Genomic DNA, 24,141 nt, shown 5'->3' on the forward strand with positions numbered 1-24,141 from the left:
GGCATGCCGATGGATGCGCTGGAAGTGGCAGCAATTGCGCGGGACCTGATTCTGGCCGACAGTCCGCACGGGCTCGCGCTTGCCTTTCTTTCCGCCGCGACGCGCCAGGCCGGCCTGCGCGCCGCCTGCGTGTACAGCCGCGACGCGGCGGGCGACCAGCTGCTTCCCCTGGCCTGTGCGCCATTCGAGCTTGAACGGCTTGCCGCGATCGACATGGAGGCCCTGGACGATCCGCTGGTCTACAGCCTGACGACGGGCCAGCCGTGTTTCGTCGAGCGCCTGTCCGGCATGGTGGACGTGGGCGCCGGCTTCGAGCGGCTGGCCGAATGCCTGGGGCCACGCCATGCGCTGCTGACCTGGCCGCAGCGCGACAGCCGCCAGCAGGTGGCGTCCGTGGTCGCCGTGGCCGGCGACGCGCGCAGCCTCGCCGCCTGGCGCGACGATCCGTTGTGGCAGATGCTCCTGCAGGTCTACGAAACCCTGTCCGCCCGTCTCTACGACCAGATGAGCGCATCGGAAAGCGCGCGCTACCAGCGCAGCCTGCGTCAGCCGCAGGAAGAGCGCCGCAGCCTGCGAGCGGCCCGGCTGCTGGCGGCTGAATTCATCGGGGTCAGCGCGGACGCAAAGCGCGTGCGGGAAGACATCCTGCGCTTTGCGGAGTCCGCGCTGGCGGTGCTGCTGACGGGGGAAACCGGCACCGGCAAGGACCATGTCGCCTGGCTCATCCATCAGGCGTCGCCGCGCGGCGGCAAGTTCGTGCCGGTGAATTGCGCCGCCATTCCGAAGGACCTGATCGAGGCGGAACTCTTCGGCAATGTCCGCGGCGCCTACACGGGCGCGACGCAGGCGCGCGCGGGCCTGGTGGCCGAAGCGGACGGGGGCACGCTGTTCCTGGACGAGATCGGCGACATGCCGATGGCGCTGCAGGCCGCCTTGCTGCGCCTGCTCAACGAAAAAAAGTACCGGCCGCTTGGCGGCACGCGCGAATTCCCATCGGATTTCCGCCTTATCTGCGCCACCCACCAGCCGCTGGCGCAACTGATCCAGGCGGGCCGGTTCCGCGAAGACCTGTACTTCCGAATCCGGCAGCAGACGCTGCACCTGCCCGCGCTGCGCGACCGTCCGGATGACATTGCGCCCCTGGCTGCGCACATCATCCTGCAGCACAACCGCGAGCGGCGCACCCGCGTCGGGGGCCTGGCGCCCGACGCGCTGTCGTACCTGGAAGGCCAGGCTTTCCCGGGGAACGTGCGTGAGCTGCGCAGCCTGCTGCTGGTTGCCGCGGAGCGGGCGGGCCCCGGCGTCTCGATCTGCCGCCAGATCCTGGGGCAACTGCAGGATGGCGGCGCGGAGCGCGGCGCGGCCAACGGCCTGGACCGCAACCTGCACGGCCTCTTTCAAACCGACAACCTGCCGCACGCCCTCGATACGTTCGAGCGGATGCTCGTCACGGCGCGCCTGCAGGCGCTGGAAGGCTCGCGCAGCCGCGCCGCGCAAAGCCTGGGCATACCGAAGCGCACGCTCGCGCGCCGATGCCAGGCGTGGAATCTGGACCGCGAGGACTCCCACTCATGAAATTTTCTAGCGCATTCCTTGTTTCGATGCTGGCTGCAGCGATCTGCCAGGCCGGCCCGGCGCCCGGCGCCGCGAAAGACGATTGCCGCGCGATCGTGTCCGATCTGGAGCGGCTGGCGTGTTTCGACCGCGCCGCGGGCACGCCGGCGTCGCCCATTCCCGGCGGCGCCGGACCCGCTGCCGCCCCATCGGCAAGGCCCGGCCATCCGCCGTCCACTCCGCAGATTGCCGATCTGGTCCGCCAGAACGAAGCGGGGCGCGCGGCCGGGGACTTTTCGTTTCTGATCTCCAGCGTCGAAGACGCGCTGCCCGGGCAGACCCGGGTCCTGATCTCGGCGCCGGCGCTGGATGGCGCTGCCGAGTCGGCGTTTCTCGCGATCAGCTGCATTGCGAACATCTCCCGGCTGCAATTGCTCCTGCCCCGGCCGTCCGAGCGCAACCAGATTCGCATCCGGCTGTATATCGATGACCGGCCCCTGTCGGCCCCCCGGACCTGGCAGGCGATGGAGCCGGGCAATGTGATCGACGCCGGACGCGGACTGGTGGCCGTCGATCTGCTGCGGCAGTTCTCGTCGGGCGGACGGCTGCGGCTCGAAAGCGACGATGCCGCCATCCATGGACTGATGTTCGATGCGACCGGCCTGCACGGCCTGATCGCGCAACAGCGGGAGGCGTGTCATTGGTGATCGATTACCCACCCCTGGACCTGGAAAAACTGGCCGCGCCGCTGGATGCGATCGACCCGGCGGGCTATTTCGATGAAGAAGACGAGACCTTCCAAGGCATCGACCACGAGATGGTCAAGCTGGGCGGTCTGCACGAGCCGCGCATGGATTGGGCCTATGTCGATGAGGCCTCGCGCCAGTACCTGTCTTCGCAATGCAAGCACTTCCGCGTTGCCGGGCATCTGATCGCGGCGCGCCTGCGTGCGGGCTCCTGGCGCGGCTGGGCCGAGGCTGCGGGCGTGCTGGCCTGCATGGTGGAAGGATATTGGGAAACAGGCCACCCCAAGCCGGGCCCGACCGGCTACCTGGGCAAGCGCAAGTTCGTGGCGTTGCAGGTCGAGCGCCTGGGCGCGGCATTGGCCGGCCTGGAGGCGCAGGACGATGCCCGCGAGCATCAGGAAGCGGCGCGCAAGGCGCTGGATGCGCTGCAGGCGCAAGCCCCCATGGCGAAGCTGGAAGTCGCCATGCTGACGCGGCTGGAGGCGCAGTTCGCGCGCCGTGTGGAACAGCTTCGCTATCCAGAGCCCGCGCCGCCGCCGGCCACGCTGGACCGGCGGGGCGGGCCGGCGATCAGCGAAGCGTTTTTCAGTGCGCCCGACGAGGCCCTGAAGCTGGGAGACGAACGCGAAAGCCGGCGCTCGCTGCTGAGCGTGGCCGAGTTCATCAACCAGCAGGACGCGTACGACCCCACGGGCTACCAGCTGCGGCGCTTTGCGCTGTGGGCCCATCTGCATGCGGCGCCGCCGGTGCGCAAGGAGATGCGCACCGAGTTGATGGCCGTGCCCGCCGACATCGTCGAAGGCTATCGCGAAGCCCTGTCGGCCAACATCGTCAATCCCGCGCTGCTCCAGCGGGTGGAGAAAAGCGTGGTGGCCTCGCCTTACTGGATCCGCGGCAGCTTTCTGGCGGCGAGCATCGCGCAGCGCCTCGAAATGAAGGAGGTCGCGGTGGCCATCCGCCTGGCGACCGAACGCTTCGTGCGCCGCATCCCCATCCTGGTCGACCTGCAGTTCAACGACGGCCGCCCGTTCGTCGACAGCGAGACGCGGGGATGGCTGAGCGGCGCGGACGCGGATGGGCAAGGGCGGCAGGCGCCCCTGGAATTCCGGGCCTTGCGCGAGGAGCTGGCGGCACAGCTGGAGAGCGAGGGCGTGGAGGTGGTGTTGCGCCGCCTGCAGGAGATGCAGGGCGACGACGCGACCCCGCGGTGGCGCGGGCATGCCCGCGTGATCGCGGCGGACATGCTTGCGGCGCGCGGGCTGACGTGGCTGGCAGAGGACCTGTATGCCGGCGTGGACCGGGTCATGCGGGACATGCCGGCCAGCCTGTGGGAGCCCGAGCTGTTCGGCCTCCTGGGGCAGCACCTGGCGGACCGGCAGGGCGCCGAAGATCAACGCTAGAGCGGAATTTTTAGAAGGAAATACGATGTCTAGGATCTGGGCTTATCTCAAGCGCTTTGGCTTGCCCGTGCTGCGCCAGTTCAAGAGCGCAATGCCGGTGCTGTTGCTGTTGGGCGTTCTGTTCCTGTTGATCGGCATTTGGTGGCAGGGCCCCGAGCTGAACTGGAACGCGAGCCGGCCGCTGGCCGACATGCCGGCGCGCCTGCTCGCGACGTTGGGGGTGCTGATGGCGCCGCTGCTCATGTGGCTCTTTGCCTTGCGTCGCCGCAACCGGCGGCTGGAGGCGGAGCGCGAACACGCGGCGCAGCGCAAGGAAGATCCGGCCCTGCGGTACGTGCAGGCGCAGGAACGCGCGCTCGATTCGAGCCTGGCCGCGCTGCGCGCGAACCTGAAGAGCCGCAACGCCCTGTACGAACTGCCGTGGTATCTGGTCCTGGGCCAGCAGAACTCGGGCAAGACCAGCTTCATCAACCGGTCGAGCCAGAGTTTTTCGTTGACCGGAGAGATCAAGGCGGGCAGCAGGCGCGTGTTCGTGGATCCGGACCTCGCCTACAGCATCGACTGGTGGATGGGCGACGAGGCCGTGCTGATCGATCCGCCCGGCGAGCTGATCAGCCAGACTGAGCCCGCCGCCGCCGAGCCTGCCGCGGCATCGGAGGACGCGTCGGCCGCGCCGCCCGCGCCATCCGGAAAAGCCTTGCCCGCCGGCCTGCACGGGCGCCTGTGGGAAGGCCTGATCGACTGGCTGGGCCGCAATCGCAGCCGGCGGCCCCTCAATGGCGTGGTGCTGATGGTGGACCTGGTGACGCTGCTGAACCAGAAGGCCAGCGACCGCAAGGCGCTTGCCATCCTGCTGCGCACGCGCCTGAGCGAACTGAGCCGGCATTTGGGCACGCGCCCGCCGCTTTACGTGGTGCTCAGCAAGTTCGACCTGCTGGCCGGATTTGAGCCGTTCTTCGCGCGGCTGCCGCGCTCGGTGCGCGAAGAGATCTTCGGCTTCACGTTCACCCTGGATTCGGTAAAGAACTACGACGCCTGGCTGGCGGAGCTGGCCGGCCGCTACGACGGCTTCATCGCCCGGCTGAACGAGCGGGTGTTCGACGCCCTGAGCGACGCGAACGCGCTGGAAACGCGGGAGGCGCTGTTCTCGCTGGTGGGCCAGCTGGCCGGCATGCGCCCCGTGCTGCTGGGTTTTCTGGCCGACGTCCTGGGTAGCGACCGCTACATCACGCCCGCGCTGCCGCGCGGCGTGTACTTCTCGTCGGTCTATCAGCAGGGATTGCTCTGCAACGCCTTCATCAACGCCGCGTCGCAGTCGTATGGCCTGAGCGAGCCGCTGGCCGACACGCAGCCCGCCGGGCGGGCGGTCGTCTATTTCGCCCAGCGCGTGTTCCAGCGCATCATTTATCCCGAGGCCGGCCTGGCGGGCGACAACCTGAAGGTGCTGGCCGACAAGCGGCGCGTCCTGCGGGTGGGGTTCGCCGTGGCGGCGTTGGGCAGCCTGGTGCTGATCGGCGGCTGGTACCGCTACTACGGCATCAATCGCGACATGGCCACGCGCGTGCTCGAACGAAGCCGGGACTTCAGCGCCTTCCAGATCGACGGCCGTTCCGATCCGACGGGCCGCAATCTGCTGGCGCCGCTGGACCAGATCAGCAGCGCGGTCGCGGTATTCGGGGATTACCGCGACGCCTGGCCGGTCGTGGCGGACCTGGGGCTGTACCAGGGCCGCAAGATCGGCCCGAAGGTGGACGAGGCCTATCTGAAGTTGCTGTCCCGGCGCTTCCTGCCCGAACTGGCTGGCGGCGTGATGCAGGCCGTGAACGCGGCGCCCGCGGATAGCGACGAGCAACTGGCCGCGCTGCGCGTCTACCGGATGATCGAAGACATCGACAACCGCCGCGCGCCCATCGTGCAGGACTGGATGAGCCGCCAATGGCAGGCGGCGTTTCCGGGCGACGGCGCGGTGCAGGGCGGCCTGATGCGGCATCTTTCCTATGCCATGAAGTACGCGCGCGCCGACCTGCCCATGTACCGCGAGCGGGTGGAAGAGATCCAGCGGCGCCTGCGGCAGGTGCCGATGCCGCAGCGCGTGTACATGAGCATGCGCGAACAGGCCGGCAAGGCGCTGCAGGCGCCGCTGGACCTGCGCAACGAAGTCGGTCCGGCCTTCGACATCGTGTACGGGGGCGCAGGCCACGCCGAACGCGATACGCGCATCGATGCCTTGCTCACGGCGCGGGGTTATCGGACCTACTTCGAGCCGCGCAGCCAGGATTTCACCGATCTGGCCCTGATCGACCAATGGACGCTGGGCGAGCGCGACCGCATCGATTATTCCGAGGCCGATAAGCAGGCGCTGGCGGTCCGGGTGCGCGCCATCTACAACCGCGACTACGTCGACACCTGGCAGCGCAGCCTGAACCGGCTGGAGGTTGCCGACTTCGACGATATTGCGCAGGCGGTCAGCGTGCTGGGCAGCGTCACCAGTCCGGCCGCGCCATTGCGCCGGCTGGTGGAGACGGTGCGCGACAACACCAGCCTGCAGCCCCTGGACGTGCGCGTTGCGTCGGCCAAGGCGGATGGCCCCGCGCCGACCCCCGCGGGCGTCGCGAAGGCCCAGCAGGTGGCCGCCATCGCGCGTCCTTTTGCGCCGTTGACCGATGTGCTGGTCGCCACCGAGAACAAGCCTTCGTATCTGGACGAAAGCATGGCGGCCGTCGCCCGCGTCCATGACGTGGTCAAGAGCGTGCAGGACAGTCCCGATCCGGGCAAGGCTGCATTGAGCGTGGTGCTCGACCGCTTTGCGCTGAAAGGCACGGACCCGATCGGCAACCTGCAGCGCATCGCCGCCGGCATGCCCGAACCGCTCAACCGGCAAGTGAAGAAGCTGGCCGACGAGTCGTCGCAGGTCCTCGTGATCGAGGCGCTGAAAGAGCTGGAGCGCCGCTGGAACACCGAGGTCTACCGTTACTACGACGAACGGCTCGCCAACCGCTATCCGTTCAACCCCGCCAGCCGGGTCGACGCCTCGCTGGAAGACTTCACGGTCATGTTCGGTCCGCAGGGGCGGCTGGCCCAGTTCAAGGACCAGTATCTAAAGCTGTTCCTTGAAGACAATCTGGAGGCGCTGTATTCCGAGCGTCGCGGCGGGTATCTGGTGCGCATGGATGTGCTGAAGCAATTGGAGGCCGCCGACCGCATCCGCGACGCGTTCTTCAACAGCCGCGGCGCGCTGGGCGTGCAGTTCAGCGTGGAGCCCCTGGGCCTGGCGCCCACGCGGCGCAGCAGCGTGCTGAGCGTGGAAGGCCAGTTGATCTCCTACAGCCACGGCGCGGCCAACAGCGTCGGACTGATCTGGCCCAACAGCCTGGGTGCCAACACCGAAAGCCGCATCACCCTGGTGGGCGGCGGCACGAGCAGCAGCCTGGTGTACCGGGGGGCCTGGTCCATGTTCCGCCTGCTCAGCCAGGCCCGCCTGGACAGCGCCACGGCCACCAGCGTGGACCTGAGTTTCGCGGCCAGCGATGGCGCGATGCGCTACCGGGTGTCGGCGGAGAAGGCCAACAATCCCTTCACGCAGCCGTTGTTCGATGGCTTCGCGCTGCCGCGCACGCTGCTGGCGGAATGGCCGGGCAAGGCGAAGGCGGACGCCAGGGTGGCGGCGGGCAAGGGCGCGCCTCGACGCTGACGGTCGGGTTCACGGCATCGGCGTGGCCATCAGCTTGTCTGCCGGGAACGGGACCAGAAACTCGCGGCTCTGTTGCGCCGTGGCCGTCATCCAGTCGCTCCAGGCGCCCTCGGGCAGGATGACGACCATGCGCTTTTCCTTGCCCGCCTGGTGGTACTGGCTGAACAGGGGATCCTTGTCCGCGTTGATGGTCAGCATGGTGTAGCTCTCGCGCCATTGTCCGGCGGCATCGCGGTACCGGTCCCACAGGCCCGCGATGCCCAGCGGCTCGCCGTTGGCGCGGGTGAAGCGGGTGGGGACGGCCTTGCCGGAGCGCCAATCCGGTTCGAAGATCGCATCGGCCGGAATGACGCAATGCTGCGCGCGGCGCCAGGCGTTGCCGAAGGTGTACGAGGCGGCGGCCGTTTCGGCGCGGGCATTGAAGGTGGACAGCTTGCCGGCGCGGTCCAGACCGTCCGGCCGAGTCATGGCGCTGATCAGGCCCCAGCGGCCAGCGACGGCTTCGCGCTCGGGCACGGCGTCGTCGCCGGCGTCGTGTTCGGGCGGGCGGCGCAGGAACACGCCTTCGTATCTGGGCCACATGTCGTACTTGCCGATGGCGGCGGGCCTGCGGCGCGCGCCGAATTTCTTCAGCAGCAGCTCGGCATCCTTAAGCGTCTGATAGTGCGAACACATGCACGGCTCCCGGACGGCGGGAGGCGAGGGGCGCCTCCTGGACGTCCAAGCTTGCCGCGGCGGCGCGCGGTTTGTCTAGCTGGGGGAGGGGCGGGGAGGGAGACCGGAATAAAGCGTCGCGCTTCGCAGGCCCTGCCAGATTTCGGCACGGGGGCGCGAAAGGCAGTACAACCACAGAGAACGGCAGACCGTATCGGATTGTGCGGTGTAGCCCCCTAGGCTACAATTTGCCGATGATTAAGAGCTTCCGGCATAAGGGTCTTGAGGCGTTCTATCTGACGGGCAGCAAGGCGGGTATCCAGGCCCACCACGCCAACAAGCTGACGATCTTGCTTACCGCATTGACCCATGCAAAGGGGCCGCAGGATATGGCCGCGCCGAATTGGAAGCTTCACCCCTTGAGCGGCGGCTTGGCCGGACATTGGTCGGTGTGGGTCAACGGCAATTGGCGCTTGACCTTCACTTTCATTGGGCAGGACGCCGAACTGGTCGATTACCAGGACTATCACTAAGGAGCCATCGATGAAGATGCACAATCCGGCGCACCCCGGCGAGGTGCTGCGCGACTGGATCCCCGACGATGTGACCGTAACGGAGGCGGCGCAAGCGCTTGAGGTCAATCGCGTCACGCTGTCCAACCTGCTGAACGGAAAGGCGAACGTGACGGCCAATATGGCGCTGCGCCTTTCCGCTTGGTTGGGCACGACGCCTGATTTCTGGATGGGAATGCAGGCGCATTGGGACTTGTGGCAGGCAGAGCAGCAGCCGCGCCCAAAGATCGCTCCACTTTCGAAAAGAGCGGCCTGACTGGCTTCGTCCGATCTGATGGGGGCGCTCATGCCCCGCCCCCATGCAGCGAATACAGGGCCGCGCCGTCATGGTAGACGAACAGAGATTACCCCAGACAACAAAAAACCCGCACAGCGTTGACTGGTGCGGGTTTGAAGTACTGTGCTAGATCAATCTAGACGGTAATTTGGTGCCCGAGACCGGACACCTGAACCCCAGTGTTTATGCGGGCTGCGAGGGAGTTTGGCGTAATGGTGGCGTGCGCCGCCCGTCGGGTGCCTGCCGGCGAGATTCAATCCATTCGAGGATTTCGGCCCGATCGTAGAGCTTTCTGCCCCCGATTCTAAACGGCCGCGGGAAGTCCGCACGCTCGCAAACCCGGTCGCGCACGTGCGCCGGGTTCATGCCGCCGAGCAGTTCGGCGATCTTGTTGGTGTCGATCAGGTCGCGTTCGGTCATGACCGTGATACCTCGTCAGGTTGGATTTGCAGGACGCGCGCGGCGACCGCGTTGCGGATGGCGGGCATGTCGCTGAGCGCCCAATAGACGCCCAGCAGCGTGCGCTGGACAGGCTGGATACCCAACGCCAGCAGCGAGTCCACGGACGGCCTCAGGCCCAGCCGCTCGCCGACTTCAGTGGTGGTCAGCACGGGCATCCCGCGCTGGAGTTCTACTTTCTCCCGTCGCATCATTGCTCCTTCGGCGCCGCGGCCGGTGCTTGGTGTTGGGCTGCGTGTGCCATTACTGCTCCTTGTTGTCGGTGGCGCGCCGCAAAGCGCGAAGGATGAACCTTGCCAGCCGCTTGTGGACGCGCATTAGGCGCTCGTCGCTGCTCCAGTGAAAGCCGGGGTGGTAGCAATGGCCGTCTTCATATTCCGCGTGCTCGGTCGGGTATCTGTCCTGGATCATCGCGGCGGCTTCTGCTTTCGCCGCCGACCGGGGATTGAGATACGTGCGGCCGCGCGTGGGAGCTCGGTATGCCGTGCGGAAAGTCTGTTCAATCCTGGCCATTTGCGCCTCCGTCCTTGTGGTCATTTGCAGCCACAAAAGCCGCGGCCCGCATCAGGTCGCCGTAGGTGAACTTGGCCTCGCCGCCGCTATAGAAATCGGCCCAGGTGGGGCGGAAGTCGTCGGGACAGCCAAGGCCCTCCCACTCGGCAAGCTCGGCAGCGAATGGGCGCAAAAGGTCTACGGCGAGCGACAGTTTCCCCTTCAGTCGCTCGATCTTCTGGTTCATGTCAGCCATGTCGGCCTCCGTCCTTGTGGTCGGGGTGGGCCTGGGCAGCTCCAATTTCCGCAGCCGCCAGCACAATCGCTCTCCGCACGCCGATGAACTCGCCCTGGTCTTCGGCCAGGAATGGCACTTCTATAGTGCTGGTGCACATGGGGTGTTCAGCGTGGGCTATGGCCCGGTCTGTCTTACGCTGAACTGTCATGTACAGGCGAACAGCAAGGCGGATGGCAGCTGCGTCGTCTTCCAAGGGATTCCAGCCTCTGCGAACCATTTCCATGTGCTGGTCGGGGATGCTGGTTCGTCCAAGTGCTGCGCGGGCCGCCAGCTCCAGCAATTCGCGGTCACTCTGCATCGCTGCCTCCGTTCTTCTGCGCGCCCGGTTGCGCGGACAGGGCAGCGCGGGTCACGTACTCCTGCCGAAGCATCGGGCCGGAATATCCTTCGCCGTGGATGATCTCGGCAAAGTCAAGACGATGGCCGGCGGCTTCCAGCGCGCGGATTTCCTCGTTGGCCTTCACGAGCGCTGCAAATTCGTCGCCGCGATAAAGCACGGCAAATTCTCCCGCGCCGTCGGCGCCGATGGTTTGGCCGTGTACACCAGATCTGCCCTTGCTCCTGTAGACCAAGACAGCGACCACGTCCCCGGCGCGCTGCTGGCGCACCGCCTCGCTGGCCTGGGGCGCGGCATGCTCATACAGCGGCGTCCAGCCATCGGTTTCCGGCTCGGTGTCCGTCCACTCGGTGATATCGGTCTTGCGGAACCACGCCACCGGCTGCGCCTCCCCGGCTACAGGGGCGCTTGCCAGCGCGGCGCGGCGGTGCATTTCGTCGTACATGAACTCAGCGGCGTTCCATGTGGTAGCGCCGGGGATGCGGTTGCACAGGCCAACCACTTCGCTGATAGTGGCGTTACGGTCCCGCTCATCGGCTACAGGGGCGCGCAGCTTGGACAGCAGGGCGTAGGCGTGGTCGAATCCGGCCTCGAAAAGTTTTACGTTGTCCGGGGTCTTTAGCCACATCCTGTTCCAGAAATACTCTTCGATCGCTTCGTTACGCACAGCTTCATGCGCCGGGGCTGGGGTGTTGTTAGACATGGAGAACTCCAAAGGCAGCAACAGCCGCCCAGACGATTTTGCAGAGCAGGTGGATTGCCTGATCAGTGTTCAGGCCAATCCGCTTTTCGCATTTCAGCCAGTCGGTGACGGCGTGAATGATGACCTCGGCAATAGCCAGGGGCAGAAGTCCGGTAATCAGCAGGACCGCGCCGCCATGGATCATGGAATGGGCGAAGAGGGCGTGCGGCCAGAACATCTTGCCAAGCTTGGTGTTGCGGTCCTTGGCGCGGGCCAGGAAATCGCCTTGCAGCGGGTAGTCGCAGAGCGCGTGGGCGACGACGAGCAGGAAGATCATTTCGGCCATGTCTACCCCTCCTGCTGCTGAGAGGCTGCAATCTCGCCGGGTATTGCGCGGATTCGATCAGACAGCCCGCGCAGGATCTCGACGGCTTCCGGCGGCGTGAAGACGTAGGTCTTGCCGTCCACCTCAACCGGTGCCGGAAGCGTCAGGTTGTGGATGCCAACCAGAATCGCGATTAGGCGCTCGTTCTTGGCGCGCTCGTAGTCGCGCTCAAGGCGATACATTTCCGTCCGGCGCAGCGCATCGCCAGCAGCGGGGTCGGCAACGGAAGCGCGGGCTTTCCAGGCTTCCCACGCGCAATGGCGTGCGATGTCGAACCGGCCGCTTTGCGGGTCATCGACCATTTCGCAGCCAGCCATCCCCCACGCTTCAAACGCTACCTGCTCGTCCTTCGCATCGTCCTGTGCGCTGGCGGGAGGGGGGCAATCCGGGCACGGCTGGGCGTTCAAGACGTTGCCGACCGCGCCCTGGTCATTGCAGGTAAGGCAGGGAGGCACCGGCATGGGTTGCCAGTGAGAAGGGTTGACCGGCCAGCAATTTGGCTCGTCATCTGCTTCGACGGCTGTTTCAAACCACCCTGCCTCGACCCCATCCGGGTCTTCCCATTCCCGGCCGATGTATTCAGCAGACATCCACTGTCCGCGAACCGTGCGCCACTTTCCGTGCGAGTTCCAGTACCCGAGCAGCAGCGTGCGCCCTGTCTTCGGCGCAGAGGCGATATCTAGCCAGCCATCAATAGCCGGCGCACCAGGGGCGGCATCCACCAAGCAGTTCCAGACTTGCTCGATGGACGCGCCCTTGCCATCGTAGGCACCAGCGGCCATTTCGTCATCCAGCTTGTTGACGGCAGCCCACATCTCGGGCGTCGGCTCAACCGGGACCAACTTCCATTGTTGTGTCATTTGTTCACGCTCCGGTGGCGCGCGCGGCGTCGAGCTCGGCGCGGATCTGGGTTTGCAGAAGAAGGTCGGTTTGGTCGTCCGGGTCAGCGGTGGCCATGGCGCGGCGCAGGGCGGGCATGGTGGTGGCCAGGCCTGCCATCGTCTCGGCGCGGATCGGCACCAGGTACTTCAGGGCGATGTGCAGCTCGCGCAGCGGCTCCAGGGGCAGCGCGCGGCCGTGCCGGGTGCACCACATTTCGAAATGCCAGATAACGCCCTCGATTGCGCCGGCGGACTCGTACCACTTGCCGTCGCCCGCGCGGAATTGCGGGATGCCCTTGGCGTCGGTGTGGACCGTGCCGTCGCGGTTGATCTGGTCGATGATGGCTTCAAGAGGGCGCAGCACCAGGTCGGTGGCGACGAGCATGGGCGCGCGGACGGCGCGCGGACGGTACTGCTTGCGGCGGGGCTTGCGGGCGTGGGTCATGGTCAACGGCCTTTCAGATGGTCAGCGAGCAGACGCGCAAGGGCTTTAGCGATAGGCCCGTGCAATGTGGCGGCGAGTTCATCGCGGTGCATCTGTGCGAAGTCGCGCTCGTCGATCACATACGCCGCGTGGCCGTCATCAAGCTTCACGTAGAAGTGCAGGGCGGGACGGTAGTCCTGATATTCCAGGCCGGCCAGGAGCTGACGCATCTGGATGACCTTCATGTCGAGCGTCAGCGGCATCGGCTCGTCGATGCGGCAGGGCACTGCCATCACAAAGTCGCCGCCCAGCGGATGCGGATGATTGCCGCGCATGACGGGAGGCAGCGCCACGTCGTGCCCCAGCACGGACCGCGCATGGTCGATCACGTCTTCGGCAGACCGTAGATCGCCGCGGATGTGCGCGAGCAGCTGTTGTTCCCTGGCGTAAGCGGACTCCAGCTGCGCGATGCGTTCCCGCGCGCGCCGTTTCTGGTTCCGTCCGTAGCGTTTGCTCATGGTCTTCTCGTTATCAGGTGGCCGGGCACCGGCAGCGGTGCGGGGGGGGTGGGGGAGGGAGTCCCGCCGCCGGGCCGGCCGAAAGGGGTTATTGGTCCAGGCCCAGCGAGCCCTGCTTTTCCTCGGGCGGTACCACCGTCAGCGTGGTTTCGCGGCCCAGTATCAGGGTCAGCCGGCCGTTTTCTTCGCCCGTCGGCTTGCCGCGCACGCGCCAGCCCAGGATGATCGTGCCGCCTTCCATCGGATCCACGAAGAAGCGATCAACGATGGCCTCGGCGATCACGATGTCGGTGGACTTGCCGTTCGACTCGCCGACGCCGTAGTGCACGGTGACCTCGGCGCCGATGATTTCCTTCTTGATGCGCTGGCGGCCCAGCTCGGGAAAGCGCAGCACGGTCAGGCCCGGTTCCGATCCGTCCGTGGTCTGCTGGTCGCCCTTCTTGTAGAGCAGCGAGCGCATGTCGGGCGCCAGCAGCGCCAGCGAGTCGTTGCCCATGCGGGCCTGGAAGAACAGGTCGATGTCCGGCAAGGGGTTCTCGTCCTGCAGTTCCGCGCGGATGCGCATGTTGGTGAAGGTCACGCTCTGGCGGTCAAGCTGGAAGTTCGTTTGCATGCTCGGGTTGCTCCAGGTGGGGAAATAAGGCGGGCGGCGCCGGGGATGCCTCCGTTGGTGAGGCGCCGCCCTGGGGAGATCAGGCGGCCTTGCGGCGCAGGGTGTCGACCATCGCGCGCAGCTCGGCTTCGAACTGCAGCAGCCCGGTCAGGAGGGTCTTGATGTAGGCGTCGTCCCGCGGGATGCGCTGCACGTACAGGCGCCAGGGTTCGGTCATGCGCGGGTCGTAGCTGATGAAGTCCCACCACTGGCGGCCGGTCACGAGCATGTTTCCCTGCACCTGGGCAACGTGGTCTTTCGGCATTCCCTCCAGCCAGGTCTGGATATGCACCTGTTCGTCGTGCGGGCACTTCATTTCGATGCCGCCGTCCGTGCCGATGAGGCCGTCCGGGCTGGCACCGATGAACGTGTGCACGGGGTGCAGCACGAAGCCGCTATCCTCAACCAGCGCGCCGGTGTCGACCATGTAGGCCTCCTTGGCGGCATCTTCCAGGTCACGGCCCCAGGAAAGGGATTTCGCGCCGACCTCGCGCTTAGGGATGCCGGCCAGTCGCTCGAATGCCAGCGTGCGCATCAGGCGGGTGCGCTCCAGGGTCGGTTCAGGAACCTTCACCTGGCCCTTTCGCGGTCCGGTCTTGTAGACGCCCTCGCCGGGGGTGATGGAGATCGCGGCGCCGAAGTTGCTGGCCGTGATCTTGCCGGCGCGCTCCTGACGCCATTCCTCGGTTCGTTGTTCGGCGGGCGCATTCATTCGTCAACTCCATCGAAGGGGTTGTCGTCGGTGGCTTGCGTGGCTGCCGCGCCGTCCTGCTGCACCGGCGCCGGCGTGGCGTCTTCGGCGGCAGCCAGGGCTTTGAGGCGCTTGATCTCTGCGGCTCCCACAGCGGCGCGCTCGTCCTTGGTCAACCCCTTCCAGGCGCTCTCAAGGTCGGCGATGCGCTTCTCCGCTGGGTCGTCACTGCGCGCGATCATTTCCAAGTCGCGCACAACCTGTTCGCGGTCCACCTCGGCGGCCGGCTGCGGCTTGGCCTGCTCGGCGAACTGCTGCGCCGTGCGCGGCACCTGCTGCGCGGCGCCCATGTCCTTCTCGACAATGGCTTCGGCCTCGTCGCGGTCGTAGATGCCCGTGAAGCCAAAGGCCAAGCGGCCGCACTGCATGAACGCCTTGTGGCGCAGCATGCGGCGCGGGTGCGACTTCCAGGGCTGCGTCTCGCGCTTGCACTCGGCCAGATACTCGGTGACGCGCGTCGGGTGCTCGCGGTCCTTGCGGTAGATCGTGCACGTCACCTTGCTGCCGTCGTCGGCGATATCGAACTCGGCTCCGTTGAACTGCGGATGGTCGTTCACGATGCGCGCCCAGCCGTCGACGCCCACCACCGGCACGATGCTGCCCTTGTCCGGGAATGCGTAGATTTCCTTGACCCAGGGATTCAGGCCGTACTGGTTGGCGACGACCAGCAGCGCGCCCATCTGCGCGTCGGACACGTCGCCCTTGAAGGCGGTCTTCTTGAGGACGTCGATGATTTCCGGGTTGGCGTCCATGCCGAAGCGCTCGGCGAGTTTCGTGGCCAGGGAGGAAGTGAAGTTGCTGACGGTAAGGGCGGCTGCCATGTGGTTCTCCTTGCCCGAGACTCGGCCGGGCGTATAGGGGTGGTTATTCGGTGATCTGCTCGACGCTCGCGGCGTCGAATTCCGTGAGCCAGGCGACGGCGACCTGCACGTCGACGCCGAAATGCTCGGCGACGGCATGGGCGATGGCGGTGGCGCCCGGGCCATCCTTCTCGAAGTTCTCGCGCTCGCGGCGCGCGGCTTCTTCCTGGCGCGCACGTTCGGCCCGCTCGGCTTCGGCGCGCGCGGCGGCTTGCTTTTCCTGCTGCTCGCGGGCCGCGGCTTCCGCCTTTTCCTGCTCAACGCGGCGCGCGGCGGCCTGCTGCTCTTCGAACTCGCGGCGCTGGCGGTCGATTTCTTCCTGCTGGGCGCGCAGCGCGGCCGCCGCCTCATCCTGCTGGCTCTTGAGCGCCGCGGCTGCTTCGGCATCCTTGCGGGCCTGCTCGGCGCGCGCGGCTTCCTGGCGGGCGTTCTCGGCCTCGCGCTCGGCCTGCAGGCGGCGCTGCTGCTCTTCCAGCTCCGCGCGCTCCTTCGCCAGGCGCTCGTCTTCTGCCTTGCGGGCGGCGGCGGCAGCCGCTTCCTGCTCCTGGCGCTGGCGCTCGAGCTCGGCGCGCTCAGCGGCCAGGCGGGCGGCTTCCTGTTCCTGTGCCAGCGCGGCCCCGTGCATCTGGTCCAGCTTAGCGACGACTTCGGCGTGCAACTGCATGGCCTCGCCGGCGCGGTGTTCGTACAGTTCGGTGGTCAACGGAAACTCGGCCAGCGTGTCGCGCATGGCGGCGATCTCCGCCGACGGCAGGCCGGCCGCGCTGGTGGCGAATGCGCGGATATGGTCCAGGCGCTCCTGGATCGCCTGCTGACGCGCCAGCTCGGCCGCTTCCTTCGCCGCCTTGATTTCGGCCTTGCGCGCCTCTTCCGCCTTGATCTGGGCGTCGATCGGCTCTTCGATGGCCTTCACCTCATCCTTGATCTTGGCCAGGATGGCGCGCATTTCGCGCTGCTTCGCCAGCATCGGCTTGTTCCAGCCCTCGTAGGCGGCGTCTGCCGACGTGCGAATGGTGACGCAGCGCGAGCGCGCCGCGCGCGCTGCCTTGTCGCCGGCCGTGGTAGTGACGTCGAACTGCACGCCGGCCAGTTCCTTGCGCAGCTCGGCCAGGCCCTTATGCACGGGGTTGAATTCGGCGAGCGCGGCGGGCGCGTCCAGCACTTCGTCTGCAACTGTGGTCATGGTGGTGGTCTCTCAGGGTTGGCGGGCGGCAACCGCAGTCTTGCGGCCGCCGTCCTGGGCGGTAAGGGTTTGGGCCTGCTCGTCGCGCTGCTGGCGGTCGCCGTAGCCGAAGAGCAGGGCGGTCAGGACGGCGGCGACGATGAACGCGGACAGGCGGGCGTCGCGGTCGCGCAGGAGGCGGCGGATCATTGGGCACCTCGGGCCTTGGCGATGGCGGCGCGGCGCTTGGCCGCCACCATCGTGTCGTAGTCCCATTCGGGGTCGAGCTCGCCGGCGGCTTCTCGGCCGCGCCATTCTTCCTCGGCCTCAAGCGCCTCCACCAGGTCGGGCGCGGCGGAGATCAGGCGGGCGTCCTCTGCGCGCCAGATGCTTTCGGCGATCAAGTGGCCGCCGTAGTAGTCGACATGGTCGTGCCCGCCGTTGATGCTGTAGTTGGGCAACGGCTGGTCGGACACCACGGCGCCGCCCGTCTTGCCGACGGTCCAGTTTCCGGGCGTGTGTTTCGTCGTCATGCTTTGCTCCAGCCACGGCGGGCAAACGTCACGCGCTGGCCGTCGTCGCACAGGTCGACCAGATCCGAAACCAGATGGCCCTGGGCCAGCAGCGCCCACTGGCGGAAGTGCGCGCCGACAACGGCGAGCTCGTCGCCGCGCACCGACGAAGCCACGGCCATCGCAAACGCCAGCTCGGCAGCCGGCCGGGCCTCCGTCGCCGCATACAGCGCCTCGGCAGCGCGCTGGTCGGCTTCGTGCTGGCGGACCACCATCAGGTCCTGAATCAGCACGCGGTGCAGGTCGGCGTCCATTTCGCGCAGGGCAGCCGTGCGGCGCTGCGTCTCCGTCAGCGGCGGGATGATCGCGGCCGTGCCGCAGGGAGTGGGGTAGGCGAGGTTGGCCATGTCAGTTCCGCCCTTCGTTTTCGTAGGCAGCAGCCAAGACACCAGCGCGCGGCACGGTCGGAGCGCGGCGGCTCGCCAGCAGGCGCAGGAAATAGCCGGGCATCCACTTGGCACGGAAGGCCAGGAAATCCGAGCCCATGTCGCACGCCACGCGCAGCGCAGCACGATCGGCAGGGCTGGCCGGCTCACTGAACTGGTCGCCAAACCAGAACTTGCGCGCCTGGAACACCTTGTCCTGAGCGCTGGGGCGGTTCGCCGGATTGATGCGGTAGCCCGCGATGCGGTCCCGCGAGTAGTCGCGCACAACGGCGCGCAGCTTCGACACGCTCAGCAGGTATGCCCGGCCGACAGCGCCGATACGCGCGGCGCGGCGTTCGATTCGAGTGCGGTTCATGGTTTCTCCCGTTTGCTCACCGGGTGGTGAGTGCATGGGAGAAATTAAAGCATTCTTTCTTTTAGAAAACAAGCATGCTTTATCAAAAGCGCAAAAAAAACCGCCCGGGAGGGCGGTGCAGTTGGCGTTTATGCCCTTCGGGGCTTTCTCGGGATTGCCAACCCAGCGATCAGGCCGACGGCTGAGACCCAGCCGAAGTGCCCGCTGCCGACGCTACCGTGCGTGCCAATCCAGACGAAGAACATGGCCAGCGATAGGCCGGCCAGCAGGATGAGCGATTGGGCGACCGGCGCGCGTTTCCACTCGGCGAATAGCAGCGCTCGTTTGCTGGCGGAAAACAGGTCGCCGAAGGCAAGCCACAGAATGAAGGCGGCAGACGGAAGCGCCACATAGGGCGCGATGAGTTCGGCGAGGCTCATTTTTTCCCTGCAGGACAAGGGAATGCCTGGATATGTGAAAGCATGAATAGCACGCCGCCCAAAGAATGTCTTTGAGAAGGGTTCTCCTGCATGTACTTCACCCAGATGTCCGCAGACTGCCCGTACGTCACTCCTTCCGGCTGGCAATAAATCTTCGGTGCGTGACTCCCTATTGCCTGGGCGGTAACTCCATTGCTGAAGCCGGCGACAAATGACATGCAGGAAAGGGTATGCGTGGGGTCTTTGGATTTGCACCTTTCGAGCCAAACATTTCCGTTATCAAAGTCGGAAGCCACGGCGCCAAGATGACAAAACACCGTCGAGAGTGCAAAAGCTGCTACGAGCGATTTTTTACCCATTTGCTTCTTGTTCCTCACAGGACCAGACCAGCTTTATCCATTCAGGCCTAAGCCGCGCGCGGGGCGCCAGGGCTTTTGACACCTATGGATTCTTTCAGAACGCCTTCTGCGAAACCTTCCACGCGACCCTTTTGGGAATCGCTGAGCGCGTTCCATTGTTCCACGGTTACGGCGGTGAACGGCCATCCCGCTGACGGCGCCATATATGGCTGTTCTTCGCCCGTGGCGAGCCAGTAGGGGTTCACCCCCAGATACCGCGCGGCGCGCTCCGAATTCTCGGCGGTCAGCGCCTTCGTCTTTCCCATGATCACCTGGCCGATGGCCTGGACGCTCACCGAAATGGCGGCCGCGAGTTCTTGGCGCTCACGCCCGGCTAGGCGCAGCGCTTCGGCCAATCGAGACCCGTACGTGCTTTTCATGGGCGCAAGCGTACTTTCATTCGGACAAAGCATGGTTGCTCCGATAAATAAAGAATGCTTTAATTGGCCCATGAAGAAAACTGACGCTACCCGACTGCTTGGCGGCACTACCGCGGCCGCCGCCCAAGCAATGGGCATCACGCCGCAAGCCTATTACCAGTGGCCGGAGGATCTGCCGCCGCGCCTGCAGGACCGCGTTGTCGCTGCAATCGCCCGGAAGCTGCTGCCCGGCGCGCTGCTCGGCGACCCGCTGCCCACGAACAAGGAAGCCGCATGAAGGCATCAATGCACCGTGGCGCCTTCGCGCCCATCGGTCGCCCACGTCATGCGGTCGCGCTCGGCAAGCAGGGCTTCGAACACATCAAGCACGGCCTGTTCGCTGGGCTCCGTGAAGGTTCGGCGGGCGATCTGCTCGGCGTGCCGCAGCAGCTTTTCGGTTTCGGTCAGTTTTTCCATGCCGCCATGTTGCGCGGCCCCGCGTGCATCAGCACGCAGCTCTTTTTGAACAAGGATGTTTCACCATGAACGCGCCTGCACCGGTGCAATTCCAGATGCAAAAGCCCTCGATGGAGCGCGCCTTTCGTCAGGCGTTGACCGATCCGAGCGTGCGAGCAGCTGTGCGTGACCGTCTCGGCTGGGATGACTCCCAGGTGAGCCGCTTTCTATCGGGCCAGATGGGCCTGACGATCGACAAGATCGATGCCGCGATCGAATGCCTGTCCATGGTGATAACGACGCGCAAGTACCTGGACTTCCTGGCCTATGGCGCGCAGGTGGGCACGGCCTGCTACTGCGTGCGCGCTGGCATGGGCGAATGCGGGCGGCCCTGAAGATGAGAGCCGCCAACCCGCAAGCGAAGGGCGGCCGCATTGCCCGCCTGGCCGGGAGCCTGTGCCGCAATCCTGAGTTCCTGGCCTTCTGCAGCGCCCGCAATCCGGACGAAGCCGCCGACTACATCCGGCGCGTGTGCCACGTTGAATCGCGCGCCGAGCTGGACCACGACCCGCAAGCGTGCCACCTCTTTCACGAGCTGGTGCGCAAGCCGTTTGCCTATAGGACGGCCGCATGAATTACTACCCGCACCACATCGGGGACTACCTGAAGGACACGGCGCACCTTACGATGATTGAGGACGGCGCCTACCGTCGGCTGATCGACCTGTACTACCTGCACGAGCAGCCGTTGCCCGTCGAAAAGCGCCAGGTGTACCGCCTCGCCCGAGCATCGAGCCCGGCCGAAAAGAAGGCGATCGACACGATCCTGGACGAGTATTTCAGCCCCGGAGAAGACGGCTGGATGCACCGCCGCTGCGAGGAAGAACTGAGCCGCAGCCGTGGCAAGACCGAGGGCGGAGACACCAAACGCGAGAACGAAAAGGAGCGCCAGCGCCGCCACCGGCAACGCCGCGCCGACCTGTTCGAAGCCCTGCGCGGTCACGGAATCACGCCGGCCTGGGACACGGCAACGGCAGAGTTACAGGAAGAACTGTCACGCGTAGAAAGCAAGGCCGGTCACGCACCTGTCACGCCACCTGTCACGCGTGACGCAACGGCTATCCATAAGCCAATAACCAATAACCAAGAACCAATAGGGGGGGAGCCCCCATCATCTCCACCAGGATCGCGTGACAGGTCCGGGGCAGAACCCGGCGAATACCTGACCACCCCGACGCCCTACGGCGCCATGGCCAAGCTGCTGCGGGCCCAGGGTCTCGCCGATGCCAACCCCGGCAACCCGGTCCTGCGTGCCTGGGTCGACAAAGGCCTGACCGCCGACGAAGCGATGGCCGGCTTGGAAGCCGCCCGCACATCGAAGACCGCGCCCAGCCCGATGACCTGGCCGTATCTCGCCCGGGTCCTGGAGACGCAACGCGAACGCGCTGCGCAAGGCGTACCGGAACGATCCGAACGTCCGGCCACCACCACCGAACGCCGCGCCGCTTGGAACGCCGAGCTGCAAGCCGTGATCGGCCAAGCCGACAACCGCCAACCCCGAGAAATCGACATGGGAGTCATCGATGCAACTGGCACACACGACTGACGCCGCGCGCGTCTTGCCCGTGGCATGGGCCGCCCGGCTCATCGAGCGCATGCAGGCGCTGTACGGCCTGAAGTTCGCCCAGCAGTGGGACGGCATCGCGCCCGCCAGGCTTGCCGAGGTCTGGGCCGAGGAAATCGCCGGCTACAGCGCCGAGGAAATCCAGCGCGGGCTGGCATCCTGCCGCGGCCGCACCTTCCCGCCCACGCTGCCCGAGTTCCTGGGCCTATGCCGCCCGACGCTGAACCCGGAAGCGGCGTATCACGAAGCCGTGGCCGGGATGTCCGCCCGAGCGCGTGGTGAGCCCGGCACATGGACCCACCCGGCCGTCTACTGGGCAGCCATGCGGATCAGTCAGCACGACCTGCTGAACCAGGGCTGGCAAGCGATCAAGACCCGCTGGGAGTACGCCCTACGCGACATCATGGCCCAAGGCCGCTGGGAACCCGTGCCAGCTCCCAGCCTCGCGCTGGTCGCACCGGGCGGCACCGTGGCTACCCGCGAAGAGGCGCAGAGCTTCCTGCGCGAAATCAAGGAAAAAACCGGCAAGGGACTTCTCGGCCCAATCACCGACCACCGCGCATGGGCGCACCGAATCATCGAGTGCGCCGAGAAGGGCGGAACCTTCACTCCCACCATCATCCGCATGGCGCAGGCCGCCATCGCCGAACCGACCTACTCGAGGGACGCATGAACGACACGATCCTTTCCCAGCCCGACCTGGAAGCCTACGAGCCGTTCGCGGGCACCGCTCTGTCGCCCACCGTCGCGCGCGCGCACGTTTCGCCGCCCCTCGGGCTGGACGTGGCGCAGGCCGGCCTGTTCGCCCCTGAGACGCCCGCCGCGTCGGTCAACGTCTGCATCCTGGCGCTGGACCTGGGCACGAAGACGGGCTACGCGGTGCGCAAGCGCGACGGCAAGGTCGTGCACGGCACGCAGAGCTTTGCGCCGCGCAAGTCGTGGACGGACGGCCAACGGTGGCTGCGCTTCCAGTCTTGGCTGGCCGAGGTGCTGGATCTGCACCACGTCCAGCGCATCGCCTACGAACACGTCAGCTTTCACGCCGGCGTCCGGGATGCCCACTGCTACGGCGCCTTCCGCGCGCTGGTGGAAATGGCCGCCGATCGCCGCAACATCGAGCTTGTCGGAACGAACGTCCAGACGGTAAAACGCCACTGGACGGGGAAGGGTGGGGCGGACAAGGCCGCCATGGTCGCCCAGGCCCGCGCCCGTGGCTTCCGTCCCGAAACCGACAACGACGCCGACGCCCTCGCCGTGCTGGACTGGGCAGTCGCACAGGAGCGTGCAGCATGACCTGGTGGCAGATCACCCTGGCCGTTCTGGCTTTCATCGCCCTGTGCGCGTTCCTGGCGATCTGGGCGAAGGCAGCGGCATACCGGCGCGAAGCCGAAGAGTACGGAGACGACGATGCCCAGAACTCCTGACGAAATCATCGCGGCCAGCAAAGCGCGCACTCAGGCCGCGACGAAGCTGCGCCGCATGGGCTACCGCTTCGCCAAGAAGGCCGCGACCGAGGCCGAAGCCGTGGCCGCCATCCACCGCATCACCGGCTGGCCGCTGCCCGAGCGCGGCGCGAGCATCGAATACCTGCAGCGCTTCGCCAGCATGCCCGAGGGCGTGCCCGCGCCCAGCCGTGAGCGCAAGCCGCTGCACGCCGAGCCATACCGCCTGGACCGGTGGCTGCGCGCCGCGGCTGCCCGTGCCGCCCAGGCCCAGCGGCCCCTGGTGCACGCCGTCAGCACGGTGGACAACTGGCGCCGCCTGGAGGTCGACGCATGACGCCCATCACGCCCGCCCCGCCCATCGACTGGAACCGCGTGTTCCTGACCCTGCGCAGCGAGGGCTACACGCTGCACGACGTGGCCGCCTACACCCGGATCCCCAGGGGCACGATGATGGGGTGGATGCAGGGCGCCGAGCCCCGCCACCAGGACGGCGAGACGATCATCAAGTTCTGGACCGAGGCCACCCAGCAGCCCCGCGAAGCGCTGCCGGAGCGTAGCCCGGTGGCTTTTGCCAGCCGCTTGGCCGAGGCCAGAACTTAAAAAGTCGGGATTCCGACCAGCGCGCAGAACCACAATCGGCTCCGATCTTCCCCAAGACGGAGCCGAGCATGTCCAAGCGCACCCACAACATTCAAACCCCGGGCGAAGTGCCCACGACCACGCAGGACGACGATTCCAGCGCCACCGGCGCCACGCAGCCCGGCGACGATCAAACCCCCGCCGCGGCCACCGCGCCCGCCGAACCCGCCGCTGCCTCGCCGGCACCCAACGACGAGCAGCCCAAGGCCGCGCCGCGCGGCAAGGCGCCCAAGACGCGCGCCGAGTACGCCACGACGCCCGCCGCCGACATCGACCCCGCCGCGATTACCGCGCCCGTGCTGTCCCGCGACGGCTGGGTGATCCCGCTGCCCAAGGCCTGATCATGGGCAAGGTCATCAAGAAGGTCGCAAAGGTCGTCAACAAGATCGACCCCATCGGCCGGCAAGTGGACAAGCAGCTCAACAAGGCCGGCCTGCCAACCGCCAGCGACGTGGGCGACATGCTGGGCGGCGCTGAGCCGGTGGAGTCCACAGCAGGCGCCGGCACGGCCTCGGCCGAGGAACAGCGCCTGAAGGACGAGCAGGAAGCGGCCGCCCTGGCCAACCGCGCCACCGCCGAGCGTGCCAAGCAGCGACGCGCCGGCAGCCTGCTGGCGTCTGGCGGGAACGGCGGCAACGCGCAGACGTCATCCGTCCTCGCATACGGCAAACGCACCTTCGGGGAGTAGCCCACC

At 66.6% G+C, this 24,141-nt stretch carries 39 protein-coding genes and 1 pseudogene; 17 read left to right on the forward strand and 23 right to left on the reverse strand.

The annotated features are described in order from the left end of the window. Window positions 1–3: 3 nt before the first annotated feature. From BXA00_RS14750 to tssM, 4 genes are read left to right on the forward strand one after another with little or no spacing between them, the layout of a single operon-like run. Window positions 4–1,575 (forward strand): sigma 54-interacting transcriptional regulator, encoded by a 1,572-nt coding sequence (locus tag BXA00_RS14750; protein ID WP_076519164.1) that lies wholly within the window; start codon window positions 4–6, stop codon window positions 1,573–1,575. Next, window positions 1,572–2,261 carry a type VI secretion system-associated protein VasI gene (gene vasI / locus BXA00_RS14755; protein ID WP_197685545.1) on the forward strand — a complete coding sequence of 230 codons (690 nt, stop codon included), beginning with the start codon at window positions 1,572–1,574 and terminating at the stop codon, window positions 2,259–2,261. Before BXA00_RS14750 ends, vasI begins: the two co-directional genes overlap by 4 nt. Next, window positions 2,258–3,700 (forward strand): type VI secretion system protein TssA, encoded by a 1,443-nt coding sequence (tssA, locus tag BXA00_RS14760; protein ID WP_197685546.1) that lies wholly within the window; start codon window positions 2,258–2,260, stop codon window positions 3,698–3,700. The genes vasI and tssA overlap by 4 nt, the downstream gene beginning before the upstream one ends. Before the next feature lie 25 nt (window positions 3,701–3,725). Beyond that, entirely contained in the window at window positions 3,726–7,391 is a 3,666-nt protein-coding gene (tssM, locus tag BXA00_RS14765) for a type VI secretion system membrane subunit TssM (protein WP_076519167.1), read from the forward strand. Between the two features lie 9 nt (window positions 7,392–7,400). Here tssM and BXA00_RS14770 read toward each other — a convergent pair whose 3' ends face one another. Beyond that, window positions 7,401–8,066 carry an SOS response-associated peptidase gene (locus BXA00_RS14770; RefSeq protein ID WP_076519168.1) on the reverse strand — a complete coding sequence of 222 codons (666 nt, stop codon included), beginning with the start codon at window positions 8,064–8,066 and terminating at the stop codon, window positions 7,401–7,403. Between the two features lie 233 nt (window positions 8,067–8,299). Between BXA00_RS14770 and BXA00_RS14775 the strand changes: the two genes are divergently transcribed. Beyond that, window positions 8,300–8,578, forward strand: a complete 279-nt coding sequence (locus tag BXA00_RS14775) for a type II toxin-antitoxin system RelE/ParE family toxin (RefSeq protein ID WP_076519169.1) — start codon at window positions 8,300–8,302, stop codon at window positions 8,576–8,578. Between the two features lie 10 nt (window positions 8,579–8,588). Next, window positions 8,589–8,873, forward strand: coding sequence for a HigA family addiction module antitoxin (locus BXA00_RS14780; protein WP_076519170.1), 285 nt, complete (start codon window positions 8,589–8,591; stop codon window positions 8,871–8,873). A gap of 204 nt (window positions 8,874–9,077) precedes the next feature. Here the strand turns inward: BXA00_RS14780 and BXA00_RS14785 are convergent, their stop codons facing one another. From BXA00_RS14785 to BXA00_RS14875, 21 genes and pseudogenes are all read right to left on the reverse strand, one after another. After that, window positions 9,078–9,314, reverse strand: coding sequence for an AlpA family transcriptional regulator (locus tag BXA00_RS14785; protein ID WP_076519171.1), 237 nt, complete (start codon window positions 9,312–9,314; stop codon window positions 9,078–9,080). Next, window positions 9,311–9,505, reverse strand: coding sequence for a hypothetical protein (locus tag BXA00_RS14790; protein WP_156902803.1), 195 nt, complete (start codon window positions 9,503–9,505; stop codon window positions 9,311–9,313). The genes BXA00_RS14785 and BXA00_RS14790 overlap by 4 nt, the downstream gene beginning before the upstream one ends. Window positions 9,506–9,596: 91 nt before the next feature. Further along, a complete protein-coding gene (locus BXA00_RS14795) occupies window positions 9,597–9,866 on the reverse strand; it encodes a hypothetical protein (RefSeq protein ID WP_076519173.1) in 270 nt (89 codons plus the stop codon). Next, window positions 9,853–10,101 carry a hypothetical protein gene (locus tag BXA00_RS14800; RefSeq protein ID WP_076519174.1) on the reverse strand — a complete coding sequence of 83 codons (249 nt, stop codon included), beginning with the start codon at window positions 10,099–10,101 and terminating at the stop codon, window positions 9,853–9,855. The genes BXA00_RS14795 and BXA00_RS14800 overlap by 14 nt, the downstream gene beginning before the upstream one ends. Further along, the gene (locus BXA00_RS14805) at window positions 10,094–10,441 is read right to left on the reverse strand and encodes a hypothetical protein (RefSeq protein WP_076519175.1); all 348 of its coding nucleotides are present in this window, start codon (window positions 10,439–10,441) and stop codon (window positions 10,094–10,096) included. The genes BXA00_RS14800 and BXA00_RS14805 overlap by 8 nt, the downstream gene beginning before the upstream one ends. Then, on the reverse strand, window positions 10,431–11,183 hold the full coding sequence (locus BXA00_RS14810) for a hypothetical protein (RefSeq protein ID WP_156902804.1): 753 nt from the start codon (window positions 11,181–11,183) through the stop codon (window positions 10,431–10,433). Before BXA00_RS14810 ends, BXA00_RS14805 begins: the two co-directional genes overlap by 11 nt. After that, the gene (locus BXA00_RS14815; RefSeq protein ID WP_076519177.1) at window positions 11,176–11,508 is read right to left on the reverse strand and encodes a DUF3307 domain-containing protein; all 333 of its coding nucleotides are present in this window, start codon (window positions 11,506–11,508) and stop codon (window positions 11,176–11,178) included. The genes BXA00_RS14810 and BXA00_RS14815 overlap by 8 nt, the downstream gene beginning before the upstream one ends. A gap of 2 nt (window positions 11,509–11,510) precedes the next feature. Beyond that, entirely contained in the window at window positions 11,511–12,407 is an 897-nt protein-coding gene (locus tag BXA00_RS29245; protein WP_231952097.1) for a hypothetical protein, read from the reverse strand. 4 nt (window positions 12,408–12,411) lie between these two features. Further along, window positions 12,412–12,873 (reverse strand): hypothetical protein, encoded by a 462-nt coding sequence (locus BXA00_RS14825; protein ID WP_076519178.1) that lies wholly within the window; start codon window positions 12,871–12,873, stop codon window positions 12,412–12,414. 2 nt (window positions 12,874–12,875) lie between these two features. Then, window positions 12,876–13,370: a hypothetical protein gene (locus BXA00_RS14830; protein ID WP_076519179.1), complete on the reverse strand. Its 495-nt coding sequence runs from the start codon at window positions 13,368–13,370 to the stop codon at window positions 12,876–12,878. Window positions 13,371–13,458: 88 nt separating this feature from the next. Further along, window positions 13,459–13,983, reverse strand: a complete 525-nt coding sequence (locus tag BXA00_RS14835; protein ID WP_076519180.1) for a hypothetical protein — start codon at window positions 13,981–13,983, stop codon at window positions 13,459–13,461. Window positions 13,984–14,062: 79 nt separating this feature from the next. After that, complete coding sequence (locus tag BXA00_RS14840; protein ID WP_076519181.1) at window positions 14,063–14,734, reverse strand: lambda exonuclease family protein; 672 nt, start codon at window positions 14,732–14,734, stop codon at window positions 14,063–14,065. A gap of 305 nt (window positions 14,735–15,039) precedes the next feature. Continuing rightward, window positions 15,040–15,594: pseudogene (gene bet, locus BXA00_RS29250) on the reverse strand (phage recombination protein Bet); the annotation flags it as partial. Window positions 15,595–15,637: 43 nt separating this feature from the next. Then, window positions 15,638–16,816 carry a hypothetical protein gene (locus BXA00_RS14850; RefSeq protein ID WP_076519183.1) on the reverse strand — a complete coding sequence of 393 codons (1,179 nt, stop codon included), beginning with the start codon at window positions 16,814–16,816 and terminating at the stop codon, window positions 15,638–15,640. 12 nt (window positions 16,817–16,828) lie between these two features. Next, window positions 16,829–17,005 carry a hypothetical protein gene (locus BXA00_RS28855; RefSeq protein WP_156902805.1) on the reverse strand — a complete coding sequence of 59 codons (177 nt, stop codon included), beginning with the start codon at window positions 17,003–17,005 and terminating at the stop codon, window positions 16,829–16,831. Continuing rightward, on the reverse strand, window positions 17,002–17,328 hold the full coding sequence (locus BXA00_RS14855; RefSeq protein WP_076519184.1) for a hypothetical protein: 327 nt from the start codon (window positions 17,326–17,328) through the stop codon (window positions 17,002–17,004). The genes BXA00_RS28855 and BXA00_RS14855 overlap by 4 nt, the downstream gene beginning before the upstream one ends. Then, a complete protein-coding gene (locus tag BXA00_RS14860; RefSeq protein ID WP_076519185.1) occupies window positions 17,325–17,714 on the reverse strand; it encodes a hypothetical protein in 390 nt (129 codons plus the stop codon). The genes BXA00_RS14855 and BXA00_RS14860 overlap by 4 nt, the downstream gene beginning before the upstream one ends. A gap of 1 nt (window position 17,715) precedes the next feature. Next, window positions 17,716–18,108, reverse strand: a complete 393-nt coding sequence (locus BXA00_RS14865; protein WP_076519186.1) for a hypothetical protein — start codon at window positions 18,106–18,108, stop codon at window positions 17,716–17,718. A 128-nt stretch (window positions 18,109–18,236) separates the two neighbouring features. Further along, window positions 18,237–18,527, reverse strand: coding sequence for a hypothetical protein (locus tag BXA00_RS14870; protein ID WP_076519187.1), 291 nt, complete (start codon window positions 18,525–18,527; stop codon window positions 18,237–18,239). Further along, a complete protein-coding gene (locus tag BXA00_RS28860; protein ID WP_156902806.1) occupies window positions 18,524–18,886 on the reverse strand; it encodes a Rap1a/Tai family immunity protein in 363 nt (120 codons plus the stop codon). Before BXA00_RS28860 ends, BXA00_RS14870 begins: the two co-directional genes overlap by 4 nt. A gap of 47 nt (window positions 18,887–18,933) precedes the next feature. Then, the gene (locus BXA00_RS14875) at window positions 18,934–19,305 is read right to left on the reverse strand and encodes a helix-turn-helix transcriptional regulator (RefSeq protein ID WP_172805876.1); all 372 of its coding nucleotides are present in this window, start codon (window positions 19,303–19,305) and stop codon (window positions 18,934–18,936) included. 70 nt (window positions 19,306–19,375) lie between these two features. Between BXA00_RS14875 and BXA00_RS14880 the strand changes: the two genes are divergently transcribed. Next, entirely contained in the window at window positions 19,376–19,582 is a 207-nt protein-coding gene (locus BXA00_RS14880; RefSeq protein WP_076519189.1) for a hypothetical protein, read from the forward strand. Window positions 19,583–19,587: 5 nt separating this feature from the next. On the opposite strand, the gene BXA00_RS28865 is transcribed toward BXA00_RS14880, so the two are convergent. After that, entirely contained in the window at window positions 19,588–19,761 is a 174-nt protein-coding gene (locus BXA00_RS28865) for a hypothetical protein (protein ID WP_156902807.1), read from the reverse strand. Between the two features lie 95 nt (window positions 19,762–19,856). Here BXA00_RS28865 and BXA00_RS14885 point away from each other — a divergent pair, with 95 nt between their 5' ends. The 10 genes from BXA00_RS14885 (at window position 19,857) to BXA00_RS14925 (ending at window position 24,135) form a co-directional block, all read left to right on the forward strand. After that, window positions 19,857–20,135, forward strand: coding sequence for a DNA-binding protein (locus BXA00_RS14885; protein ID WP_076521961.1), 279 nt, complete (start codon window positions 19,857–19,859; stop codon window positions 20,133–20,135). A gap of 2 nt (window positions 20,136–20,137) precedes the next feature. Further along, window positions 20,138–20,374 carry a hypothetical protein gene (locus BXA00_RS14890; RefSeq protein WP_076521962.1) on the forward strand — a complete coding sequence of 79 codons (237 nt, stop codon included), beginning with the start codon at window positions 20,138–20,140 and terminating at the stop codon, window positions 20,372–20,374. Beyond that, the gene (locus BXA00_RS14895; protein WP_076519190.1) at window positions 20,371–21,345 is read left to right on the forward strand and encodes a YdaU family protein; all 975 of its coding nucleotides are present in this window, start codon (window positions 20,371–20,373) and stop codon (window positions 21,343–21,345) included. Before BXA00_RS14890 ends, BXA00_RS14895 begins: the two co-directional genes overlap by 4 nt. Continuing rightward, window positions 21,323–22,036: a hypothetical protein gene (locus tag BXA00_RS14900; RefSeq protein ID WP_076519191.1), complete on the forward strand. Its 714-nt coding sequence runs from the start codon at window positions 21,323–21,325 to the stop codon at window positions 22,034–22,036. Before BXA00_RS14895 ends, BXA00_RS14900 begins: the two co-directional genes overlap by 23 nt. Beyond that, entirely contained in the window at window positions 22,033–22,656 is a 624-nt protein-coding gene (locus tag BXA00_RS14905; RefSeq protein WP_076519192.1) for a crossover junction endodeoxyribonuclease RuvC, read from the forward strand. The genes BXA00_RS14900 and BXA00_RS14905 overlap by 4 nt, the downstream gene beginning before the upstream one ends. After that, window positions 22,653–22,787 carry a hypothetical protein gene (locus BXA00_RS29400; protein ID WP_255376704.1) on the forward strand — a complete coding sequence of 45 codons (135 nt, stop codon included), beginning with the start codon at window positions 22,653–22,655 and terminating at the stop codon, window positions 22,785–22,787. The genes BXA00_RS14905 and BXA00_RS29400 overlap by 4 nt, the downstream gene beginning before the upstream one ends. Continuing rightward, window positions 22,771–23,142: a hypothetical protein gene (locus tag BXA00_RS14910; RefSeq protein WP_076519193.1), complete on the forward strand. Its 372-nt coding sequence runs from the start codon at window positions 22,771–22,773 to the stop codon at window positions 23,140–23,142. The genes BXA00_RS29400 and BXA00_RS14910 overlap by 17 nt, the downstream gene beginning before the upstream one ends. Continuing rightward, the gene (locus BXA00_RS14915) at window positions 23,139–23,408 is read left to right on the forward strand and encodes a hypothetical protein (protein WP_076519194.1); all 270 of its coding nucleotides are present in this window, start codon (window positions 23,139–23,141) and stop codon (window positions 23,406–23,408) included. Before BXA00_RS14910 ends, BXA00_RS14915 begins: the two co-directional genes overlap by 4 nt. A gap of 68 nt (window positions 23,409–23,476) precedes the next feature. After that, a complete protein-coding gene (locus BXA00_RS14920) occupies window positions 23,477–23,788 on the forward strand; it encodes a hypothetical protein (RefSeq protein ID WP_076519195.1) in 312 nt (103 codons plus the stop codon). A 2-nt stretch (window positions 23,789–23,790) separates the two neighbouring features. Beyond that, complete coding sequence (locus BXA00_RS14925) at window positions 23,791–24,135, forward strand: hypothetical protein (RefSeq protein WP_076519196.1); 345 nt, start codon at window positions 23,791–23,793, stop codon at window positions 24,133–24,135. Window positions 24,136–24,141 lie beyond the last annotated feature (6 nt).

The organism is Achromobacter sp. MFA1 R4 (genome assembly GCF_900156745.1).
Classification (GTDB): Bacteria; Pseudomonadota; Gammaproteobacteria; order Burkholderiales; family Burkholderiaceae_B; genus Achromobacter.

Bases quoted from the DNA above. Each gene is read 5' to 3' on its own strand.
- BXA00_RS14750 (WP_076519164.1), top strand. From the start codon at position 4: ATGCCGATGGATGCGCTGGAAGTGGCAGCAATTGCGCGGGACCTGATT.
- vasI (WP_197685545.1), top strand. From the start codon at position 1,572: ATGAAATTTTCTAGCGCATTCCTTGTTTCGATGCTGGCTGCAGCGATC.
- tssM (WP_076519167.1), top strand. From the start codon at position 3,726: ATGTCTAGGATCTGGGCTTATCTCAAGCGCTTTGGCTTGCCCGTGCTG.
- BXA00_RS14770 (WP_076519168.1), bottom strand. From the start codon at position 8,066: ATGTGTTCGCACTATCAGACGCTTAAGGATGCCGAGCTGCTGCTGAAG.
- BXA00_RS14775 (WP_076519169.1), top strand. From the start codon at position 8,300: ATGATTAAGAGCTTCCGGCATAAGGGTCTTGAGGCGTTCTATCTGACG.
- BXA00_RS14780 (WP_076519170.1), top strand. From the start codon at position 8,589: ATGAAGATGCACAATCCGGCGCACCCCGGCGAGGTGCTGCGCGACTGG.
- BXA00_RS14785 (WP_076519171.1), bottom strand. From the start codon at position 9,314: ATGACCGAACGCGACCTGATCGACACCAACAAGATCGCCGAACTGCTC.
- BXA00_RS14795 (WP_076519173.1), bottom strand. From the start codon at position 9,866: ATGGCCAGGATTGAACAGACTTTCCGCACGGCATACCGAGCTCCCACG.
- BXA00_RS14800 (WP_076519174.1), bottom strand. From the start codon at position 10,101: ATGGCTGACATGAACCAGAAGATCGAGCGACTGAAGGGGAAACTGTCG.
- BXA00_RS14805 (WP_076519175.1), bottom strand. From the start codon at position 10,441: ATGCAGAGTGACCGCGAATTGCTGGAGCTGGCGGCCCGCGCAGCACTT.
- BXA00_RS14810 (WP_156902804.1), bottom strand. From the start codon at position 11,183: ATGTCTAACAACACCCCAGCCCCGGCGCATGAAGCTGTGCGTAACGAA.
- BXA00_RS14815 (WP_076519177.1), bottom strand. From the start codon at position 11,508: ATGGCCGAAATGATCTTCCTGCTCGTCGTCGCCCACGCGCTCTGCGAC.
- BXA00_RS29245 (WP_231952097.1), bottom strand. From the start codon at position 12,407: ATGACACAACAATGGAAGTTGGTCCCGGTTGAGCCGACGCCCGAGATG.
- BXA00_RS14825 (WP_076519178.1), bottom strand. From the start codon at position 12,873: ATGACCCACGCCCGCAAGCCCCGCCGCAAGCAGTACCGTCCGCGCGCC.
- BXA00_RS14830 (WP_076519179.1), bottom strand. From the start codon at position 13,370: ATGAGCAAACGCTACGGACGGAACCAGAAACGGCGCGCGCGGGAACGC.
- BXA00_RS14835 (WP_076519180.1), bottom strand. From the start codon at position 13,983: ATGCAAACGAACTTCCAGCTTGACCGCCAGAGCGTGACCTTCACCAAC.
- BXA00_RS14840 (WP_076519181.1), bottom strand. From the start codon at position 14,734: ATGAATGCGCCCGCCGAACAACGAACCGAGGAATGGCGTCAGGAGCGC.
- BXA00_RS14850 (WP_076519183.1), bottom strand. From the start codon at position 16,816: ATGACCACAGTTGCAGACGAAGTGCTGGACGCGCCCGCCGCGCTCGCC.
- BXA00_RS28855 (WP_156902805.1), bottom strand. From the start codon at position 17,005: ATGATCCGCCGCCTCCTGCGCGACCGCGACGCCCGCCTGTCCGCGTTC.
- BXA00_RS14855 (WP_076519184.1), bottom strand. From the start codon at position 17,328: ATGACGACGAAACACACGCCCGGAAACTGGACCGTCGGCAAGACGGGC.
- BXA00_RS14860 (WP_076519185.1), bottom strand. From the start codon at position 17,714: ATGGCCAACCTCGCCTACCCCACTCCCTGCGGCACGGCCGCGATCATC.
- BXA00_RS14865 (WP_076519186.1), bottom strand. From the start codon at position 18,108: ATGAACCGCACTCGAATCGAACGCCGCGCCGCGCGTATCGGCGCTGTC.
- BXA00_RS14870 (WP_076519187.1), bottom strand. From the start codon at position 18,527: ATGAGCCTCGCCGAACTCATCGCGCCCTATGTGGCGCTTCCGTCTGCC.
- BXA00_RS28860 (WP_156902806.1), bottom strand. From the start codon at position 18,886: ATGGGTAAAAAATCGCTCGTAGCAGCTTTTGCACTCTCGACGGTGTTT.
- BXA00_RS14875 (WP_172805876.1), bottom strand. From the start codon at position 19,305: ATGAAAAGCACGTACGGGTCTCGATTGGCCGAAGCGCTGCGCCTAGCC.
- BXA00_RS14880 (WP_076519189.1), top strand. From the start codon at position 19,376: ATGAAGAAAACTGACGCTACCCGACTGCTTGGCGGCACTACCGCGGCC.
- BXA00_RS28865 (WP_156902807.1), bottom strand. From the start codon at position 19,761: ATGGAAAAACTGACCGAAACCGAAAAGCTGCTGCGGCACGCCGAGCAG.
- BXA00_RS14885 (WP_076521961.1), top strand. From the start codon at position 19,857: ATGCAAAAGCCCTCGATGGAGCGCGCCTTTCGTCAGGCGTTGACCGAT.
- BXA00_RS14890 (WP_076521962.1), top strand. From the start codon at position 20,138: ATGAGAGCCGCCAACCCGCAAGCGAAGGGCGGCCGCATTGCCCGCCTG.
- BXA00_RS14895 (WP_076519190.1), top strand. From the start codon at position 20,371: ATGAATTACTACCCGCACCACATCGGGGACTACCTGAAGGACACGGCG.
- BXA00_RS14900 (WP_076519191.1), top strand. From the start codon at position 21,323: ATGCAACTGGCACACACGACTGACGCCGCGCGCGTCTTGCCCGTGGCA.
- BXA00_RS14905 (WP_076519192.1), top strand. From the start codon at position 22,033: ATGAACGACACGATCCTTTCCCAGCCCGACCTGGAAGCCTACGAGCCG.
- BXA00_RS29400 (WP_255376704.1), top strand. From the start codon at position 22,653: ATGACCTGGTGGCAGATCACCCTGGCCGTTCTGGCTTTCATCGCCCTG.
- BXA00_RS14910 (WP_076519193.1), top strand. From the start codon at position 22,771: ATGCCCAGAACTCCTGACGAAATCATCGCGGCCAGCAAAGCGCGCACT.
- BXA00_RS14915 (WP_076519194.1), top strand. From the start codon at position 23,139: ATGACGCCCATCACGCCCGCCCCGCCCATCGACTGGAACCGCGTGTTC.
- BXA00_RS14920 (WP_076519195.1), top strand. From the start codon at position 23,477: ATGTCCAAGCGCACCCACAACATTCAAACCCCGGGCGAAGTGCCCACG.
- BXA00_RS14925 (WP_076519196.1), top strand. From the start codon at position 23,791: ATGGGCAAGGTCATCAAGAAGGTCGCAAAGGTCGTCAACAAGATCGAC.